The sequence below is a fragment of the Novosphingobium sp. genome (assembly GCF_020852455.1).
Taxonomy (GTDB): Bacteria; Pseudomonadota; Alphaproteobacteria; order Sphingomonadales; family Sphingomonadaceae; genus Novosphingobium.
In genome coordinates, this window is sequence record NZ_JADZAT010000032.1 from 16,925 (window position 1) to 30,663 (window position 13,739).

Sequence of the window (13,739 nt, forward strand, 5' to 3'; positions counted from 1 at the left end):
GACAATGCGTCAGGCGCGATATGAAAGACAAATGTTCAGCGAGGATTAAGCGCCGCTCGGCTCCCTGCCGGTCCTTACACAAGGAGCAACAATGCGGCGCATCACCCTGGCCCTGCTGGCCAGCCTGACCCTGACCAGCGCCGCTGCGCATGCGCAGGATAGCGCCGCCGCTCCGGCCGGCGATGCGCTTGACCAGAAAGTTGCCGAGCGGCTGAAGCAGACCCGCGAGGTCTATGGCCCGACCGAGAAGAAGAAGACCTGCGCACCCTCCTCGGCTGGCGAGCTGGTGGTCTGCGCCGATCACGGCCGCGACCAGCGCATGCCGCCAACGTCGCAAACCGACCCCAATTCGCTGGCGGCGCGGCGCGCGCTCAACAACGGCATCCCGCGCGCACCCCAGCTCGACAAGGGCTATTGCCCCAGCTGCCCGCATTTCGGCTGGGCGCCGCCGCCGGTCTATTATGTCGATGTCAGCGCGCTGCCGCAGGCGCCCGAAGGGTCGGACGCAGACAAGATCGCCAAAGGCGAAATGCCCGCGCCCTGAGGCTCACTCGCCCAGGATATGCAGCACCAGCGGCGGCTCGCTCAGGCTGGGCGAACCGTCAAGCAGGCGCAGCGCCTCGCTCACCGCGCTTTCGGGGCCTTCGTGGGTGACCATCGCCACCATCACCGCCCCGGCATCGCCCGCGCGGCCCTTCTGGATCAGGCTTTCGATCGAGACCCCGGCATCGCGCAGCGCGGCGGTAATCTCGGCCAGCACACCCGGACGGTCGGCAACCATGAAGCGGATGTAGGCACGGCTCTGGCGGTGCCCGGTGGCCGCCGGGGCCAGCGCCTCAAGCTCGGCCACCGGCATCGAGAAAGCGGGGCCAAGTTCGCCCCCGCCCACTGTCGTGCGGGCAATGTCGATCAGGTCGGCCACCACTGCGCTGGCAGTGGGACCATCGCCCGCGCCCGCGCCCTGGAACAGCAGCCGGCCCGAGAAGTTGCCCTCGGCCACCACCGCATTGGTCGCGCCATCGACGTGGGCCAAGGGATGGTCGAACGGCACCAGGTGCGGCTGGACCCGCTGGAACAGGCCATCCGCGCCGGCCTCGGCCATGCCGATCAGGCGGATCACATAGCCCAGCGAGTGTGCCTGGGCGATATCGGCAGCGCGCAGCCGGGTGATCCCCGAAGCAGCGACCGAGGCGAAATCGACCTTGGTGCCGAACGCGACCGCCGACAGGATCGACAGCTTGTGCGCGGCATCGATCCCTTCGACATCGAAAGTCGGATCGGCCTCGGCATAGCCCAGCGCCTGGGCTTCGGCGAGCACGTCGGCAAAATCGCGGCCCGTGTCTTCCATGGTTGAGAGGATGTAGTTGCAGGTGCCGTTGAGAATTCCATAGACCCGCTCGATCGCATTGGCGGCGGCGCCTTCGCGCAGCGCCTTGATCACCGGAATCCCGCCCGCGACCGCAGCCTCGAATTTGAGAGCAACCCGTTTGGCTTCGGCCTTGCCGGCCAATTCCAGCCCGTGGTGCGCGATCATTGCCTTGTTGGCGGTAACCAGCGCCTTGCCGGCCTCGATCGTGGTGCGGGCCAGCGCCAGCGCCGGGCCATCGGAGCCACCGACCATTTCGACCACCACGTCAACATCGTCGCGTTCGCCAAGGATCACCATGTCGTCTTCCCAGGCATAGGGCGAAAGATCGACCCCGCGCGACTTGCTCCGATCGCGGGCCGATACCACCGTAATCTGGATTGGCCGCCCGGCGCGGCGCTCGATCAGCGCGCGGTTTGCTTCGACCAGGCGGATCACCCCGGCACCAACGGTGCCCAGGCCAGCCAGTGCAATCTTCAACGGTTCGGCCATCTTGCTCCCTTTCACCGCGCGGGCCTTAGGCACGGCGCAGCGGCGGAGCAAGGAAACTCGTTACTTGCGGGTGCGCGGGCAGGTTCCGAGCTGGCCGATCACGAAGGCATAGTCCTGCGCGGTCATTGCCCGGTCGCGTTGCCGCTCGGAAATGTTGGCGGCGGCGGGCAGCTGCGGCGGCAGGAAGCAGGCCAGGCGATACCAGCCCAGGGTCTCGCGGCGCGGGGCCAGATCACTGGCGACCAGTTCCGAGAACGACGCCCCCCAACGCGGTTCGCTACCCGGCTTGCGGGTGACTGTGATTGCGGCCGGTTCACCGTTGGCAGCCGTCAGGAAGATCTGCGTTTCACCCTCACCCGCCAGCTCGCCGCTGACGTGGATCGCCTCGCGCACGCCGGTAATCCGCTGCGGTGCACCCTGGGCATAGAGTTCGCCCAGCAAGGCCTTGGTCCTGCCTTCCAGCGCCGGATCCCACAACAGCTGCGCATCGGGAGCGACCAGTTGCAGCTCACCCGGGCGCGACGGGACCGGGCGGGCAAACAGGATCACACTCTTCTTCTTGAACGGTACCGGCTTGCCTTTGGCATCGAGTGGCAGGTCAACCAGATAGATCAGCGCGCCGCCCAGCGGGGCCGTGCCGGCGATCAGCGCCTCGGTTTTGGCCTCGACATAGAAGCGCCCCCAACCCGCGCGCAGACCGCGCGCGCGCTCAGGCTCGACCTGGACGATCTTGCGCGGCTGGGCGCGAATCACCAGCGGCGCATGGTCGGCAAGATCGGCAAGATCGGCATAGGAAACCGGGATCGGGACCGGTTTGGGCTGCGAATCGGCCTTGGCCAGGCCTGCCGCAAGCAAGGCGAGCAGCGCCAGACATTGCCCTCCAGATCGAATCGTCAATCGCATGACAGTGCTTCCCATGTTCTGCGCCACTCCCGTCGATGCCTTGCTGAAGCGCAGGAATCAGCGCGATTTTCAAGGCTTTTGATCTTAACATAAGTGAATCGAGGGTTAACCGATAAAGCGTTGCGCACCGGGCTGCTCGGAGCTAAAGCTCGGGCAAAACCGGGCTAAACAAAAAGCAAAGCCCGCGATCTGGCCTTTGGGAGCGTCGGGCGTTCGCAAGGTTTTCCGGATTGACCCGCAGGGTGGAAATTAAGAATTTGGGCGTCCGGGTCTCTTTCGGGGATTCGGGCGTCGGGACCGGGTTTCGGCCCGGAGGGACTGTTATGGAGTGATGCGTCTGAATGGCCTACGCTGACCAAGAGATGAGTGGCAACCGGATTGCCGCCTTTGTCGTCGTCGCCCTTCTTCACCTCGCCCTTGGCTATGCGCTGGTTACCGGCCTGGCCTATGAAGGGTTCAAGCAGGTGATGAAGAAGGTGACCACCGTCGACATCAAGAAAGAGGAGAAGAAGGAGGAGAAGCCCCCGCCACCCAAGAAGGTTGCGGCTCCGCCTCCGATTGTGGCTCCTCCGCCGAAGATCAACGTGAGCACCGTCTCGCCGCCGATCCAGACGGTAACCACGCCGCCTCCGCCGGCGCCGATCGTTCCGGTCGCTGTGCCTGCGCCGCCGTCGGCTCCGCCGGCGCCGCCGCCAAAGGTCGCCACCAAGCCGCTGCAGCCCAAGGGCAACCCCGGCAACTGGGTGACCAACAACGACTATCCGACCCGCGCCCTGCGTGAAAATCGCAGCGGGACCACCGGCTTCCGGCTTACTGTCGGCACCGATGGCCGACCGACCGGGTGCGACATCACCAGCTCCAGCGGCAGCCCGGATCTCGATTCGACCGCCTGCTCGCTGCTGATGCGTCGCGCCAAGTTCCAGCCCGGTGTGGATAGCGACGGCAATCCCGTAGGCGGCAGCTGGAGCAGCCGTTTCCGCTGGGTTATCCCGGAAGAGTGACAGTTTCACGGGCATCCGCCCAAAGATTTTTGGTTTCAAATTTTTCTTCTTGAGAGGACTATCGCATGGTTTTTGAACTTCTCGCCGCTGCGACCAGCGCTGCACCGCAGAACAAGTTCGGTTTCGCCGAAGCGCTCGAGCAGGGCGGCTTCATCGCCTATGCCACGGTTATCATCCTGGGCATCATGTCGTTCGGTTCGTTTTTCATCCTGATCACCAAGTGGATCGAGCAGAACAAGATCCTGCGCCAGTACAAGGAACTGCGCGCTTCGTTCTGGCGCGCTCCTTCGCTCAAGGAAGGCGCTGCCAAGCTCGAAAAGAACAGCGCATGGCGCCAGATCGTTGACGATGGCATGGCTGCTGAAGAACAGCACGGCAAGATGGTCAACGAAACCGACGCCCATGACTGGCTGCACGGCTCGCTCGCCGCTTCGGTCAACTCGGTCAACTCGAAGCTGGCTGGCGGTCTTCCGTTCCTCGCCACCGTTGGCGCGACCTCGCCGTTCATCGGTCTGTTCGGGACCGTCGTCGGCATCTACCGCGCGCTGATCGCGATCGGCATTGCCGGTTCGGCCTCGATCGACAAGGTCGCGGGTCCGGTCGGTGAAGCTCTGATCATGACCGCGCTCGGTCTGCTCGTCGCGGTTCCGGCCGTGCTTGCCTACAACTACCTGCAGGCTCGCAACAAGAGCATCGCCGAACTGCTGAACGGCTTCTCGTCGGCCGTTCTCGCGAACATCAACTCGAAGGGTGCCGTGAAGCCCGCCGTGGCTGCTGCCCCGGCTGCTGCTGCCAAGCCCGCTGCTGCTGCTCCGGCTGCCAAGCAGTAAGCCTGTCCGATAGCGCCGGGCGACCTGGTCGCCCGGCCTTCGGAACCAGCCGGATTGCGCGCCACAAGGCACCAAAGGCAATCCGGGGCAATGCATTAGGATAGGATGTAACCATGGCGATATCGATGGGCGGCGGCGGCGAAGAGAAGCCGATGTCAGACATCAACACCACGCCCCTCGTGGACGTGATGCTGGTGCTCCTGATCATCTTCCTCATCGCGGTTCCGGTCGCGATCCAGACCATCCAGAAGCTCAAGATCCCTGTGATGCCTTCGCAGGAATCCAAGGACAAGGTCGAGAACCTGCTGCTGACCGTCAGCACCACTGATGGTGCCGGCCGCAGCGCAGGCGATCCGGGCTTCGAGGGCGCACAACTGGGCGGCGAATGCCGGGTCTATTTTAACAACATCACTGCGGTCGATTCGAACGAGCTGCTCAAGCTCTCGTACGAACGTCTCGACAAGATCGTGAAGCGCGCAGGCGGTCCGGAAGCTCTCAAGAACAATCCGGAACTGGTCCCGCAGGTTCATATCCGCGGCGACATTGCGGCTCCGTGGCGCTGTGTTGCGGGTGCGATCTACAATGTCCAGATGGCCGGCTATCCGACCGTCGGGTTCATTTCGACCCCGGTCGATCCCAACGGCTGATCGGCCCAACGGCCAAACCAGCCCGGTCAACTTTTTCAGGAGTAACCCACCATGGCAATGTCAGGCGGCAAGGACGATGGCGAGCCGATGATGGAAATGAACACGACGCCGTTGATCGACGTCATGCTCGTTCTCCTCATCATGTTCATCATCACCATCCCCGTGGCCACCCACGCCGTGAACATCGACCTTCCCAATCCGTCGGCTCCGCCGCCGGACACCGTGATCAAGCGGGACAAGAACAAGGTCGTGGTCATGCCCAACAACGACATCCAGTGGAACGGAACGTCGGTGACCATCAGCCAGCTGCGCGGCGCTCTGAACGCCACGCTGGCAATCAAGCCCGAGCCGGAACTGCAGTTCCAGCCCGATGGCCAGGCACCGTACGACACCACCATCCAGGTGTTGAACGTCATCAAGGTTTCGGGCGTCACCGCCTTCGGCTTTGTCGGCAACGAACAATATGGCGCCTTCGGCAAGGCAGCCAACGCTCCGCCGGCCAAGTAAGGCCAGCCACAGCAAACAGAACCAGGGGGCGGAGCAATCCGCCCCCTTTTTCTATGCCCGGCATCCACTGACACCCGGTCAAACGCCTATACACGAATCCCTCTTGCGAACTACATGTTATACTATACCCTGCATGAGGAACGTGACCCGCGTTGATGGAGGTATCCCATGGCAGCCCTAATCCAATCACCCGCCAGCAACCCGATCGGCGAAATCAACACCACCCCGTTGATCGACGTGATGCTGGTCCTGCTGGTCATGTTCGTGCTGTCAGTCCCCGTGGCCAGCAATGTCACCGAATTCGACCTCCCGACCGATGGCGGCACCCCGCCCAGGCAGGTGCTCGAACGCAACCAGGTCACGATCGGTCCGGACGGCGCTGCCAGCTGGAACGGTCAGGCGCTCAGCGACGGCGAACTCGCCGCCACACTCGCCGCAGCCGAGCGACGCGTCCCTGAACCATTGGTGCTGTTCGAACCCGATGGCCGCGCGCCCTATGGACGCTCGGCGCAAATTCTGCGGATCGTCAAGCAATCGGGGCTGTCGGCCTTTGCCTTCGTCGGCAACGAACGCTTTGGTGACTTCGGCAAGGCCTCGGCCCGGCACTGAAGCGCCTTAATCGGCGTGCGGATCGTCCGCCGGATCGATCCGCATCGCCGCACCGGCCAGCCCCTCGGCCTCGAACAGCAGTTCGTCATCGGCCATGCCCTGCGGCACCGATTCGCGCCCGATCATCACCAGCACAGGCACGGCCAGCGGGCTGACCCGATCCAGCCGGACATGACGCAACTGGTGCGCGGCCCGCCCGAGCAGGTCGGCAAGCCGCCCGACATCGGTCATCCGCGCCCGCGCGTCGGCCCAGGCCGCCTCGATCAGGACATGGTCCGGCTCGTATTTGCGCAGCACGTCATAGATAAGATCGGTCGAAAAGGTCACCTGCCGGCCTGATTTGCGCTTGCCCGGATGCTGGCGTTCGACCAGCCCCGAAATCACCGCAACCTCGCGAAAGGCGCGGCGCAGCAGGTAGCTGTCCTGGACCCATTCGGCGAATTCGTGCGCCAGGATATCGGGTGACAGCAGCGCGGCAGGATCTTCAACCGCGCGCAGCCCCCAGACCGCCAGTGAATAGTCATTGGCGACGAATCCCAGCGGCATCAGCCCGCGCTCTTCCATCCGCCGGGTGATCAGCATTCCCAGCGACTGGTTCGCCGGCCAGCCTTCGAAGGTGTAATAGGCGGTGAAGTGCTTGCCTTCGTGCGGAAAGCTCTCAACCAGCAGCTTGCCCGGTTCGGGCAGTTCGGAGCGCCAATCCTGGACTTCCAGCCATTCGCGCACATCATCGGGAAACCGCGCCCAGCCCGCACGGTCAGCCAGCAGCGCCTGGACCCGCTGCGACAGATGCGTCGTAAGCGGCATGCGCTGACCCATATAGCTGGGGATCTGCCCGGCCTTCTTCGCCGCGCGCACCACCAGTTCGCTCTCGCGCATCGCCTCGACCTCAAGGTCAAGCCCGGCAAAGCGGATCGTTTCGCCGGGACGCAGGCTGGCGGCGAAGCTCTCCTCGACCCGGCCCAGCGAGCGGCCGTTGCGGAAGGTCACTTCGACCATCTCGCTGTCGATGATGATCCCGGCATTGAGCCGGTAGCGCGCAGCGTGATCAGGATGGGTCAGCCGCCACAGCCCGTCCCGGCCCTGGGTGATCCGCCGGAACCGGTCATAGGCCCGCAGCGCATAGCCCCCACTGGCCACGAATTCGATCACCCGCCCCCATTGCCCGCCATCAAGCCAGGCATAGGCGCTGGCGCTGCGCACTTCCTCAAACAGCGCGGCAGCATCGAAGGGCCCGGCGCAGGCCCGGCCCATCACGTGCTGGGCCAGCACATCGAGCCCGCCCGGCCGGAACGCCTCGCCATCGCGCTGGCCTTCGGCCACGGCCTGCTGCGCTGCGGTCGCTTCAAGGAATTCGAAGCGGTTGCCCGGCACCAGCAAGGCGCGGCTGGGCTGATCAAGCCGGTGATTGGCCCGGCCGATCCGTTGCAGCAGCCGCGAGCTGCCCTTGGGCGCCCCCATCTGCACCACCAGGTCGATATCGCCCCAGTCCACGCCCAGATCGAGGCTGGCGGTGGCTACCAGCGCGCGCAATTCGCCGCGCGCCATCGCCCCTTCGACCTTGCGCCGCGCCTCTTTCGACAGCGATCCGTGGTGAATGCCGATCGGCAGGTTTTCCTCGTTCGCCTCCCACAGCTTCTGGAAGATGAATTCAGCGAGAAAGCGGGTGTTGCAGAACACCAGCGTGGTCCGGTTGGCACGGATCGCGGCGATCAGCTGCGGCACCGCCCAGGCAGCGGCATGTCCGCCCCACGGCACCCGCGCATCCTGAGGCAGCAGGATCGCCAGCTCGGGCTCCGCCCCTTCCTCGCCCTTGACCAGAGCAACGCGGGTGGCATCGCCGCCAGGTGCCAGCCAGGTGCGGAAGGCATCGGGCTCGGCCAGTGTCGCCGACAGTGCGACCCGTTGCAGCCCGGGTGACAGCGCCTGCAGCCGGGTCAGCGCCAGCGCCAGCAAGTCGCCGCGCTTGGTCGGGGCGAAGGCATGGACCTCGTCGATCACCACCCGCTTGAGACCGGCGAACAGCGCGTCGGCTTCGGGGTAGGACAGCAGCAGCGACAGCGATTCGGGCGTGGTCAGCAGCACATGCGGCGGGCGCACCCGCTGGCGCGCCTTGCGTTCGCTGGGGGTGTCACCGCTGCGCACCTCAACCCGCATCGCCAGTCCCAGTTCCTCGATCGGGGTCAAGAGGTTGCGCTGGACATCGTGCGCCAGCGCCTTGAGCGGCGAGACATAGAGCGTGTGCAGCCCTTCTTCGGGCGCCGTGCCGCCCAGCCGCGAGGGGCAGAAGTCAGCCAGACTGGGCAGGAACCCGCCCAGGGTCTTGCCCGCGCCGGTATCGGCGACCAGCAGCGCGTGCCGGCCGCTGGCGGCCACTTCCAGCATTTCGGCCTGGTGACGCCGCACCCGCCAGCCGCGCGCGGCAAACCATTGCGCCAGTTCGGGGGGAAGCATGCCGGTCATCACGCTCCTTGTAGCAGTCCCCTTCCCTCGCGCCACGGTTCCTGCAATCATCGCCCGGTGAGCGCATCCTCGATCATCACCGAGCAAGCCCTGACCGGCACCGGACTGGCGCTGGCGCTGGGCCTGCTGGTCGGCGTGCAGCGCGGCTGGGCCCAGCGCGGCGAGCCGGCCGGGCATCGCTTTGCCGGGATCCGCACTTATGGCCTGCTGGGCCTGGCGGGCGGGATCGCCGGGGCCCTGCAAGCCCAGGCGGCCGGGCTGGCACTGGTTCTGCTGCTGGCCACGGCGGCGCTGGTGGTGCTGGGCTATTGGCGCTCAACCCAGAAAAATCCGTCGATCAGCGGCACCGCCAGCCTGGCCGGGCTGATTACCCTGGCCGCCGGGTTCCTGGCCGGAAGCGGCGAATATGCCTTTGCCAGTGCGCTGGCCGGGGTGACGGTGCTGGTCCTGTCGCTGCGCAGCCGCCTGCATCACCTGCTGCGCCATATCGACGAAGCCGAGATGATGGCGATCGCCCGCTTTGCGCTGATCGCGCTGGTGATCCTGCCGCTGCTGCCCGATACGCCGATGGGCCCGTTTGATGCCTGGCGGCCGCGCCAGCTGTGGATGGTGGTGGTGCTGGTTTCCGGGCTGTCGTTTGCCGGTTATCTGGGGGTCAAGCTGCTGGGCCCAGCGCGCGGGGTGCTGGCAACTGCCGCAGCCGGGGCAATGGTCTCCTCGACCGCGGTCACCGCATCACTGGGCGGAAAGCTGCGCGATGGCGCGCGCGACGTGCTGCTGCTCAACGCCGGAATCGCGCTGGCCAGCGCGGTGATGTTCCTGCGCGTCATGGTGCTGACCCTGGTGCTGGCGCCGTTCACTTTCACGCCCTTTGCGACCCTGGCTGTGCCCGGCATGCTGGCCAGCCTGGCCGCCACCGCGCTGTTGCTGCGCCGTCACCGCGATGGGGCAGCACCGGACGAAGCGCTGGTCGCAGTGCGCAACCCTTTCGATCTCAAGCCGGCGCTGCTGCTGATGCTGTTGACCATGGCGCTGACCGTGGCGGCGCGCTGGGTGCTCGAACGGTTCGGCAATGCCGGTCTGGCCACCGTGCTGGCGATTTCGGGAACGGTGGACGTCGATTCGGCGGTGATCACCATGGGCAATCTGCCCCCGGGCACGCTGAGCGCGGAAACCGCCGCGCTGGTACTGTGCGCGCCGGTGGTGCTCAACACGCTGTTCAAGTGCGCCACTCTGGCCGGTCTCGCCGGACGCAAGGGGTGGCCGGGGATCGCGGCGATGCTGGCCAGCGTCGCCGCGCTGGGCGGAGCCGTGGCACTGTCCTTGTAGCGATAAGATGAGCAGGCATGGCCGCTTTCGAGCGGCGAGCAATCAATGCCCGGCTTGCGGGCCACGCTCCAGCCCTGACGCCGCCAGCTGCGCATCGACTTCGGCCATCAGCCGGTCGAGCCCGGCCTGGTCATCGCTTTCGGCGCGGGCGACCAGCACGTCCTGGGTGTTCGAGGCGCGCAGCAACCACCAGCCGTCCGGCGTCGAAACCCGCACCCCGTCGATCCCGTCGACATCGGCCCCGGCCGCCTCGAGCCGGGCCTTGACCTCGTCGATCACCGCGAACTTGCGGCTTTCATCGACCTGGAAACGCAGTTCGGGCGTGTTGACCAGCGCCGGCATCGCGCCGCGCAGTTCGGTGACCGACCGCCCTAGCCGGGCCGAGGCTGCGATCAGCCGGATTGCGGCATAAAGCGCATCGTCGAACCCATAGTACTGGTGCGCGAAGAACACGTGGCCGCTCATCTCGCCAGCGAGCGGCGCGCCAATCTCCTTCATTTTGGATTTAATCAGGCTGTGTCCGGTTTTCCACATAGTCGGCCGTCCACCCAGCTGAGAGACCCGGTCGAATAGAGCCCGGCTGGCCTTCACATCGGCGATGATCGCCGATCCCGGCTCCATTTTCAGGAGGTCTTCGGCGTAGATCATGAGCAGCTGGTCACCCCAGATTACCCGGCCCTGTCCGTCGATCGCGCCGATCCGGTCGCCATCGCCGTCAAAGGCAATTCCGAAGTGGAGGTTCTTGGCCGCGACCAGTGCCTTCAGATCGGCCAGGTTCTTTTCTTCAGTGGGATCCGGATGATGGTTCGGGAACGTCCCATCCACTTGGGTGAAGAGAAGATGGTGTTCGCCAGGAAGCTTCTGGACCAAACGTTCGAGCGCGGGGCCGGCGGCGCCGTTACCCGCGTCCCAGCCGATCCTGAGATCAGCCAGCTGCGCGGGATCGATCCCGGCCAGCCCTTCGACCAGCCGGTTGACATAGGTCTCAAGGATCTCGCGCCGGGTGCTGGTGCCGGTGCCGCTGGCCCAATCGCCTTCGGCCGCCATCTGGCCGAGCCGCTGGATATCCGCGCCGAAAAACGGCCGACCCCGAAATACCATCTTGAAGCCATTGTAATTGGCGGGATTGTGGCTGCCAGTTATCTGAATGCCGCCCTGCACCTCTTCAATTGAGGCTTCGGCGTAGTACAGCATCGGCGTCGGTCCCAGGCCAACCCGCAGTGCATCCAGCCCGGCATCGTTGATCCCGCGCACCAGCGCTTCTTCCAGAACCGGCGAGCTGGTCCGCCCGTCAAAGCCGACCGCCACGCAGCGCCCGCCATCGCGGCCCAGCAAGGTCGCAAAACCGCGCCCGATCGCATAGGCATCGGCTTCGCTCAGGGTTTCGCCGATGATCCCGCGGATATCGTATTCGCGCAGCACGGTGGAATGGAACTGGTGGCTCATTGTTTTCCTGCCTCGATCCTGTCGAGCCGCGCGAGCAGTAAATCGCGCGCGGCATTGGCGGCGTGAACCGCCTCGTTGGTACCGCCCCGGTCGGGATGGACCCGGGTCAAGAGACGCCGGTGCGCCTCGCTTATCTCGCTGCGGGTAGCCGCCCGGTTAACGCCAAGCAAGGTGCGGGCCTGAGCTTCCTGCTGGGATTGTTCGCTTTTTCGCCACAGCTCCCACGGCCAGCTGCCGGTCAGCGCCTTGCACAGCACCGAGCCCAGCAGGACGAGAGTGAGTAGCTTGCCCAAGCGCTTGCCCGTCAGCCCGCGCCGCTCAGCGCCAGTTCGGGCTCGCGCCCGGTCGGCATCGGCAGTCCCAGCGCTGCAACCAGCGCACGCAGTTCCTGCCGGGCGACCAGATGACTGGTGCCGAGTTCGCCAAGGTGCCCCTTGTCGAGCAGGGTCAGCCCGGACGGGAACAGCTCGCGATAGATCACGCGCTCGGACAGCCCGCTGGCGATCCGGAAGCCGACGCGCTTCGACAGCTCGGTCAGGGCCTGGTCCAGCCGGCGCATGTTGCGCGCTTCGGTATGCTGGGTGCGGTTGCGCACCACCACCCAGTCCATCTCGCGGCGCTTGTCCTGGATCGTGGCCATGGCCCGCTTCTTGCGCGCTTCCCAGATCAGTTCGGCATAGAACGACAGTCGGCGAACCTTGAAGGTTTCGGCATCGACCTGCCCGATCAGGTCGAAATCGACGAAGCTGTCATTCAGCGGGGTGACCAAGGTATCGGCTTCGGTCGCGACATGCCGGGCGAAGGGATCGTCGCGCCCTGGCGTGTCGAAGATCAGGAAATCGGCCTGCTCGCTCATTTGCGCGGTCAGCGCGTCGAGCTGCTCGATACTATCGCCCTGGAACACCGCGAAGCGGGCGTTGGGCAGATCGATATTGCGGCGGTTTTGCGTGTCGCTGCGGTTTTCGAGGTAACGGTGCAAGGTGCGCTGGCGCGGGTCGAGGTCGATCGCGGCCACCCGGGCGCCCTGATAGGCCAGCGCCACTGCCACATGGACTGCGGTGGTCGATTTGCCCGTCCCCCCCTTTTCATTGGCGAAGACGATACGATGGGGACCGGAATGCGAAGTCACTTTGCTGATCTGACCTGTGTTTGAATGGTTGCCGCATGCTGCAGTGCAGCGTAAAGCGTGCGGCCTGTGGCCGCCATGCGGTCTTTAGTCCAAGGGGTCCCGGCGGTGCAAATCGTGCGTGAGCTTGATCCACTGCGCAATGCGGTGGCGGCGCTGAAAGCGGATGGCGCACTGGCGCTGGTGCCAACCATGGGTGCACTGCACGAAGGGCACCTGACCCTGGTGCGCGAAGCCCGGCGACTTGCAGCCCACGTTGCAGTCTCGATCTTCGTCAACCCGCGCCAGTTCGGCCCCAGGGAAGACCTTGCCAAGTACCCCCGCCAATTGGAGCGCGATTGCGAACTGCTTGAAGCCGAAGGCGTCAGTCTGGTCTGGGCGCCAGGGGTCGAGGCGATGTATCCGGCGGGCTATGCCACCAATGTCTCGGTCAGCGGGGTAAGCGAGGGGCTGTGCGGTGAAGCCCGGCCCGGGCACTTCGATGGCGTGGCTACCGTGGTCTGCAAGCTGTTCAACCAGGTTCGCCCCGACATGGCGCTGTTCGGCGAAAAGGACTGGCAGCAGCTGGCGGTAATCCGCCGGATGGCGCGCGACCTTGATCTGGTGTTGCCGCATGCCGGCGCGATCCGGGGCGTGCCAACCGTGCGCGAGGCTGACGGGCTGGCGCTGTCATCGCGCAATGCCTACCTCTCGCCCACCGACCGGGCGGCCGCCGTGGCGCTGCCCACCGGCATGAAGGCCGCAATCGCCGCGATTCGCGCCGGAACGCCGATTGCCCAGGCCACCGCCCGGCTCAAGGCCGAACTGGTCGAGGCCGGGTTTGCTTCGGTTGACTATGCCGAAGTGCGCGATGCCGCGTCGCTGGCGCCAGTCGAAGCGCTGGACGCTGATCCGGCGCGCCTGTTCGTCGCCGCGCGGATTGGCGGAACCCGGCTGATCGACAATATGCCGGTTTGATGCCGGACACGCGATCTGTCGATTTCATGCAATTCACGCACCCGCGATTCTGACAGCTAGGCG

Annotated in this window: 14 protein-coding genes; 8 read left to right on the plus strand and 6 right to left on the minus strand. The window is 65.5% G+C overall.

The features are described 5' to 3' along the window. Positions 1 to 91: 91 nt before the first annotated feature. Entirely contained in the window at positions 92 to 544 is a 453-nt protein-coding gene (locus IT549_RS14540; protein ID WP_292974323.1) for a hypothetical protein, read from the plus strand. A gap of 3 nt (positions 545 to 547) precedes the next feature. Here the strand turns inward: IT549_RS14540 and IT549_RS14545 are convergent, their stop codons facing one another. Together IT549_RS14545 and IT549_RS14550 are read right to left on the minus strand one after the other, a co-directional pair. Further along, positions 548 to 1,858 carry a homoserine dehydrogenase gene (locus IT549_RS14545; RefSeq protein ID WP_292974325.1) on the minus strand — a complete coding sequence of 437 codons (1,311 nt, stop codon included), beginning with the start codon at positions 1,856 to 1,858 and terminating at the stop codon, positions 548 to 550. Between the two features lie 60 nt (positions 1,859 to 1,918). Beyond that, positions 1,919 to 2,761 carry a hypothetical protein gene (locus IT549_RS14550; protein ID WP_292974327.1) on the minus strand — a complete coding sequence of 281 codons (843 nt, stop codon included), beginning with the start codon at positions 2,759 to 2,761 and terminating at the stop codon, positions 1,919 to 1,921. 341 nt (positions 2,762 to 3,102) lie between these two features. Here IT549_RS14550 and IT549_RS14555 point away from each other — a divergent pair, with 341 nt between their 5' ends. The 5 genes from IT549_RS14555 to IT549_RS14575 all read left to right on the plus strand — a co-directional run bounded on the left by IT549_RS14555 (position 3,103) and on the right by IT549_RS14575 (position 6,355). Then, the gene (locus IT549_RS14555) at positions 3,103 to 3,762 is read left to right on the plus strand and encodes an energy transducer TonB (protein ID WP_292974329.1); all 660 of its coding nucleotides are present in this window, start codon (positions 3,103 to 3,105) and stop codon (positions 3,760 to 3,762) included. 65 nt (positions 3,763 to 3,827) lie between these two features. Further along, positions 3,828 to 4,592: a MotA/TolQ/ExbB proton channel family protein gene (locus IT549_RS14560; protein ID WP_292974330.1), complete on the plus strand. Its 765-nt coding sequence runs from the start codon at positions 3,828 to 3,830 to the stop codon at positions 4,590 to 4,592. Between the two features lie 113 nt (positions 4,593 to 4,705). Beyond that, positions 4,706 to 5,239 (plus strand): biopolymer transporter ExbD, encoded by a 534-nt coding sequence (locus tag IT549_RS14565; protein WP_292974332.1) that lies wholly within the window; start codon positions 4,706 to 4,708, stop codon positions 5,237 to 5,239. Positions 5,240 to 5,290: 51 nt separating this feature from the next. After that, a complete protein-coding gene (locus tag IT549_RS14570) occupies positions 5,291 to 5,746 on the plus strand; it encodes a biopolymer transporter ExbD (RefSeq protein WP_292974333.1) in 456 nt (151 codons plus the stop codon). Positions 5,747 to 5,914: 168 nt separating this feature from the next. Beyond that, on the plus strand, positions 5,915 to 6,355 hold the full coding sequence (locus IT549_RS14575) for a biopolymer transporter ExbD (RefSeq protein ID WP_292974334.1): 441 nt from the start codon (positions 5,915 to 5,917) through the stop codon (positions 6,353 to 6,355). A gap of 6 nt (positions 6,356 to 6,361) precedes the next feature. Here the strand turns inward: IT549_RS14575 and IT549_RS14580 are convergent, their stop codons facing one another. Further along, complete coding sequence (locus tag IT549_RS14580) at positions 6,362 to 8,818, minus strand: ligase-associated DNA damage response DEXH box helicase (RefSeq protein ID WP_292974336.1); 2,457 nt, start codon at positions 8,816 to 8,818, stop codon at positions 6,362 to 6,364. Positions 8,819 to 8,875: 57 nt separating this feature from the next. On the opposite strand from IT549_RS14580, the gene IT549_RS14585 reads away from it, so the two are divergent. Continuing rightward, positions 8,876 to 10,147 carry a DUF4010 domain-containing protein gene (locus IT549_RS14585; protein WP_292974338.1) on the plus strand — a complete coding sequence of 424 codons (1,272 nt, stop codon included), beginning with the start codon at positions 8,876 to 8,878 and terminating at the stop codon, positions 10,145 to 10,147. A 42-nt stretch (positions 10,148 to 10,189) separates the two neighbouring features. Here IT549_RS14585 and pgmG read toward each other — a convergent pair whose 3' ends face one another. From pgmG to IT549_RS14600, 3 genes are read right to left on the minus strand one after another with little or no spacing between them, the layout of a single operon-like run. Beyond that, complete coding sequence (pgmG, locus tag IT549_RS14590) at positions 10,190 to 11,593, minus strand: phosphoglucomutase/phosphomannomutase PgmG (protein ID WP_292974340.1); 1,404 nt, start codon at positions 11,591 to 11,593, stop codon at positions 10,190 to 10,192. Continuing rightward, entirely contained in the window at positions 11,590 to 11,886 is a 297-nt protein-coding gene (locus tag IT549_RS14595; protein WP_292974342.1) for a DnaJ domain-containing protein, read from the minus strand. Before IT549_RS14595 ends, pgmG begins: the two co-directional genes overlap by 4 nt. Positions 11,887 to 11,897: 11 nt before the next feature. Then, positions 11,898 to 12,722 carry a division plane positioning ATPase MipZ gene (locus IT549_RS14600; RefSeq protein WP_292974343.1) on the minus strand — a complete coding sequence of 275 codons (825 nt, stop codon included), beginning with the start codon at positions 12,720 to 12,722 and terminating at the stop codon, positions 11,898 to 11,900. A 105-nt stretch (positions 12,723 to 12,827) separates the two neighbouring features. On the opposite strand from IT549_RS14600, the gene panC reads away from it, so the two are divergent. Continuing rightward, on the plus strand, positions 12,828 to 13,676 hold the full coding sequence (gene panC / locus IT549_RS14605) for a pantoate--beta-alanine ligase (protein ID WP_292974345.1): 849 nt from the start codon (positions 12,828 to 12,830) through the stop codon (positions 13,674 to 13,676). Positions 13,677 to 13,739 lie beyond the last annotated feature (63 nt).

What these genes read in the sequence shown, in the direction of transcription:
- IT549_RS14540 (WP_292974323.1), top strand. Translation starts at nt 92, where the DNA reads ATGCGGCGCATCACCCTGGCCCTGCTGGCCAGCCTGACCCTGACCAGC.
- IT549_RS14545 (WP_292974325.1), bottom strand. Translation starts at nt 1,858, where the DNA reads ATGGCCGAACCGTTGAAGATTGCACTGGCTGGCCTGGGCACCGTTGGT.
- IT549_RS14550 (WP_292974327.1), bottom strand. Translation starts at nt 2,761, where the DNA reads ATGCGATTGACGATTCGATCTGGAGGGCAATGTCTGGCGCTGCTCGCC.
- IT549_RS14555 (WP_292974329.1), top strand. Translation starts at nt 3,103, where the DNA reads ATGGCCTACGCTGACCAAGAGATGAGTGGCAACCGGATTGCCGCCTTT.
- IT549_RS14560 (WP_292974330.1), top strand. Translation starts at nt 3,828, where the DNA reads ATGGTTTTTGAACTTCTCGCCGCTGCGACCAGCGCTGCACCGCAGAAC.
- IT549_RS14565 (WP_292974332.1), top strand. Translation starts at nt 4,706, where the DNA reads ATGGCGATATCGATGGGCGGCGGCGGCGAAGAGAAGCCGATGTCAGAC.
- IT549_RS14570 (WP_292974333.1), top strand. Translation starts at nt 5,291, where the DNA reads ATGGCAATGTCAGGCGGCAAGGACGATGGCGAGCCGATGATGGAAATG.
- IT549_RS14575 (WP_292974334.1), top strand. Translation starts at nt 5,915, where the DNA reads ATGGCAGCCCTAATCCAATCACCCGCCAGCAACCCGATCGGCGAAATC.
- IT549_RS14580 (WP_292974336.1), bottom strand. Translation starts at nt 8,818, where the DNA reads ATGACCGGCATGCTTCCCCCCGAACTGGCGCAATGGTTTGCCGCGCGC.
- pgmG (WP_292974340.1), bottom strand. Translation starts at nt 11,593, where the DNA reads ATGAGCCACCAGTTCCATTCCACCGTGCTGCGCGAATACGATATCCGC.